This is a genomic window from Gemmobacter sp. (genome assembly GCF_016792925.1).
GTDB lineage: Bacteria > Pseudomonadota > Alphaproteobacteria > Rhodobacterales > Rhodobacteraceae > Gemmobacter.
Genome location: NZ_JAEULU010000204.1, coordinates 1 through 4,294, shown reverse-complemented (window position 1 = coordinate 4,294; position 4,294 = coordinate 1). Strand labels below are relative to the sequence as shown.

Here is a 4,294-nt window from a genome sequence, read left to right as displayed (position 1 = left end):
ACCGCGATCATCCCTGCCCCCATGGAAAAGCGGGGGCCAGCCCCCCGCACTAACCGTAACAGCGGGGGCCAGCCCCCGCACCCCCGGGATATTTGAGAACAGATGAAGGGGGAAGGGGGTTACGCGCTTTCGGTCAGCGCGGCGTGGCCCTTGGGGGTGAGGGCATAGATGCCCTTCTCCACGCGTTCAAACCAGCCATAGTGATCGGCGCGCAGCATCACGGCGGCCTTGGTCACCCCGGTGGCGGCGGCAAGGATGCGCGGCGCGGCGGGGCCGGGTTGCAGGGCCTGCGCGAGGCGCAGCGCCTCTTGCCGGTAAGCCGTCATACGCTGGATGCCAGCGGTGCCGCCGGTGTTCGGGTCGCCCACGCGGCGCTGAAACTCGCGCAGGAGGCGGGTGGCGCGGGCGGTTTGTGGGCGGGGTTGATAGGGGCCGGGGTCCAGATGCGCCTCGACCGTAGCGCCCACCACCAGAAGGCCAAGGCCAAGGCGGCGACAGAGCGCGATCATGTCGCGATAGCGGCTGGCCCAGCCCTTCTGGCCGGGAGCGGGCACCGCCAGATAGACGTTTTCAAACATTGTCTGCCGCTGCACCCCCTGCATCACAAGGGCAAGGGTGAAGCCGGTTTTCAGTTCCACCACAATCGGGGGCTCATCGCCCCGCAGCGCCATCACATCGCAGGCGCCGATCTCGGCCTTCACCTCATAGCCCTGCCCTTCCAGAAAGGCCTTCACCGGGGCATAGAGATCGGCCTCGCGCCGCGCTGCCATTCAGCGCACTTTCAGCGTGGCCAGACCGATCAGCGCCAGGATCAGCGCGATGATCCAGAAGCGGATCACGATCTGCGGCTCGGCCCAGCCTTTCTTCTCGAAATGGTGGTGGATCGGTGCCATCAGGAAGACCCGGCGCCCGGTGCGCTTGAAGTAAGCGACCTGAATGATGACTGACAGCGCCTCGACCACGAACAGGCCACCGACGATCGACAGCACGATCTCGTGCTTGGTGCAGACAGCGATGGCGCCAAGCGCCCCGCCCAGGGCGAGGCTGCCGGTATCGCCCATGAACACCGCCGCCGGGGGGGCATTATACCACAGGAAGCCAAGCCCGCCGCCGATCAGCGCGGCCGTGAAGATCAGGAGTTCGCCGGTGCCCGGCACCGAATGCACGCCCAGATAATCGGCGAAATTGGCGTTGCCCACCACATAGGCAATGGCGCCAAAGGTGCCCGCCGCGATCATCACCGGGCCGATGGCGAGGCCATCCAGACCGTCGGTCAGGTTCACCGCATTGGCAGCCCCCACCACCACGATCATACCGAAGGGCACGAAGAACCAGCCCAGATTGACCAGCGCATCCTTGAACAGCGGCAGCGCCAATTGGTTGGTCAGAGGGCCGGGATGGAATTGCGCGGCGGCGTAAGAGGCCAGCGCCGCAATCAGCAGCCCAAGCGCCATGCGCACCCGGCCCGAGACGCCCTTGGTGTTCTGTTTGGTCACCTTGGCGTAATCATCGGCAAAGCCGATCAGGCCAAAGCCCAGCGTCACCAGCAGCACGATCCACACATAGGGCGTATCGAGCCGCGCCCAAAGCAGGGTCGAGACCACCAGCGCCGACAGGATCAGCAGGCCGCCCATGGTCGGCGTGCCCGCCTTGGAGAAATGCGAGGCCGGGCCGTCATCGCGGATCGGCTGGCCCTTGCCCTGCTTGCGGCGCAGGAAATTGATCAGCGGCCGCCCGAACAGGAAGCCGAAGATCAGCGCCGTGAAGAACGCCGCCCCCGCCCGGAAGGTGATGTAGCGGAACAGGTTGAAGAAATCCCCGCCATCGGAGAACTGGGTGAGGATATACAGCATTACTCTGCCCCTTTTGCGTCTTTGACGTCTTGTTTTTCAACAGCTTGCGGTTGGCCCAATTTGCGGATCGCCTCGACCAGCAGGCTGACCTTGATACCCTTGGACCCCTTGACCAGCACCACATCGCCTGCATCCACAAGGCTGCGCACGCGCGGCAGCAGCTCGGCGGCGGTTTCCACCCATTCGCCACGCTTGGGGCTTGGCAACACGGCGTGCAACGCCTTCATTCGGGGGCCGACGCAATGCACCAAGGCGATCTGCGCCATGGCGGGATGCGTGGCAATCGCGGCATGCAGCGCCAGCTCGGTCTCGCCCAGTTCCAGCATGTCGCCCAGAATGGCAATGCGGCGGCCCTTGGCGACGCGGCCAATGTTATCCGTGGGTTGCAGGATCGACAGCACATCAAGGCTGGCGGTCATCGAGGCCGGATTGGCGTTGAAGGCATCGTCGATCAGGTCGAACCCGATCTCCTCTACCGGGTCGGTGATGATACGCTCGCGCTGGCCACGCCCGGCGGGGGGTAGCCAGCGGCCAAGCCCTTGCGCCGACAAGGCCGGGTCCAGATGCAGCGCCTCGGCCACCGCCAGAACGGCCAAGGCGTTCACCGCGAAATGCTGGCCGGGCGATTGCACGCGGAACAGGCGGCGGCCCTTGGGGGTGGCGGCCTGCACGGTGCTGGCCTCCTCGCCCCATTGCGCGCTGGCAATCTGCCAATCGGCGTCTTTGGCGGCGAAGGTCACGGCTTGCGCGCCAGTCTCGGTGGCCTTGGCCAGCAGGATGGGCGAGACGCCCAGACCTTCAGGCAGCACCGCCACGCCACCGGGGCGCAGGCCGTCCAGAATGGCGGCCTTTTCCACGGCGATTCCTTCAAGGTTTTCAAAGGCAAACAGATGGGCGGGCGCGACGGTGGTGATCACCGCCACATCCAGATCGGCCATGCGGGCCAGCGGCGCGATCTCGCCCGGATGGTTCATGCCGATCTCGATCACCGCGAAATCGGTCTCAATAGGCATTCGCGCCAGCGTCAGCGGCACGCCCCAATGGTTGTTATAGCTGGCCTCGGCGGCATGGACGCGGCCCTGCCCCGCCAGCATGGCGCGCAGCATCTCCTTGGTGGAGGTCTTGCCGACAGACCCGGTGACCCCGATCACCCGCGCTTGCGTGCGGGCGCGGGCGGCGCGGCCCAAAGCCTCCAGCCCTTGCAGCACATCGGGCACCAGCAACAGCGGGGCATCCGCCGCAACGCCCTCGGGGATGCGCGAGACCAGTGCGGCCGCAGCCCCCGCCGCCAAGGCCTGCGCCACGAAATCATGCCCGTCGCGCAGGTCTTTCAGCGCCACGAACAGATCGCCCGGCTTCAGGCTGCGCGTGTCGATCGAGACGCCCTGCGCCGCCCAGGCCACCGGCGTTTGCCCGCCCGTGGCCGCCACGGCCTCGGCTGATGTCCACAGCGCCATCTCAGATCACCCCATCCAATGCCGCGACCGCGATAGAGGCCTGTTCCACATCGTCAAAGGGGAAAATATCGCCCTTGATCACCTGCCCGGTCTCGTGCCCCTTGCCCGCGATCAGCAGGGCATCGCCCGGCTGCAAGGCATCGACACCCCGCAGGATGGCCTCGGCCCGGTCGCCCACCTCGGTGGCCTCGGGGCAGGCCGCCAGAATCGCGGCGCGGATCGAGGCCGGGTCTTCGCTGCGCGGGTTGTCATCGGTGACGAAGACCACATCGGCATGGGCCTCGGCGGCGGCGCCCATCAGCGGGCGCTTGGTGCGGTCGCGGTCCCCGCCCGCGCCGAACACGACCACCAACCGCCCCATCACATGTGGGCGCAGCGCGCGCAAAGCGGTTTGCAGCGCATCGGGCGTATGGGCGTAATCGACATAGACACCTGCGCCATTGCTGCGCGTGGCCGCGAGCTGCATGCGCCCGCGCACGCCCGCAAGGCCCGGCAACACCCGGAACACATCGCGCGGGCTTTCGCCCGCCCCGATGACCAGCCCGGCGGCCAGCGCCACATTCTCGGCCTGAAAGCCGCCGATCAGGTTCAGCCGCACCTGAGAGGGCGAGCCCTGCCAGACATAGCGCACCTCCTGCCCCGTCGCATCGAAGCGCTGCGCCGCGATGGACAGATCGCAGGTCGGATCGCTGCCCACCGTGATCACGCGCTGCCCGGCCTCGCGGGCGCGGCGGGCCATTTCGGGGCCCTTGGCGTCATTCATGTTGATGACAGCCGAGGCTTCGGGCGGCAGAACCCTGTCAAACAGCCCGGCCTTGGCGGCGAAATAGGCCTCGAAGGTGCCGTGATAATCCAGATGGTCTTGGGTGAAATTGGTGAAGCCCCCGGCGCGCAGCCGCACGCCATCCATGCGGAACTGGTCCAGCCCATGCGAGGAGGCCTCCATCGCCGCATGGGTCACCCCCGCCGCCGCCGCATCCGACA

General features: G+C 67.0%; 4 protein-coding genes. All 4 read right to left on the bottom strand.

The window, feature by feature from the left end:
* Positions 1–119 precede the first annotated feature (119 nt).
* Complete coding sequence (locus JNN06_RS09750) at positions 120–770, bottom strand: DUF2161 family putative PD-(D/E)XK-type phosphodiesterase (protein WP_291239399.1); 651 nt, start codon at positions 768–770, stop codon at positions 120–122.
* Positions 771–1,853 carry a phospho-N-acetylmuramoyl-pentapeptide-transferase gene (mraY, locus tag JNN06_RS09745; protein ID WP_291239398.1) on the bottom strand — a complete coding sequence of 361 codons (1,083 nt, stop codon included), beginning with the start codon at positions 1,851–1,853 and terminating at the stop codon, positions 771–773.
* Positions 1,853–3,310 (bottom strand): UDP-N-acetylmuramoyl-tripeptide--D-alanyl-D-alanine ligase, encoded by a 1,458-nt coding sequence (gene murF, locus JNN06_RS09740; RefSeq protein WP_291239397.1) that lies wholly within the window; start codon positions 3,308–3,310, stop codon positions 1,853–1,855. The genes mraY and murF overlap by 1 nt, the downstream gene beginning before the upstream one ends.
* 1 nt (position 3,311) lies before the next feature.
* Positions 3,312–4,294 (bottom strand): UDP-N-acetylmuramoyl-L-alanyl-D-glutamate--2,6-diaminopimelate ligase (locus JNN06_RS09735; RefSeq protein ID WP_291239396.1); only part of this gene is annotated, 983 nt, incomplete at its 5' end.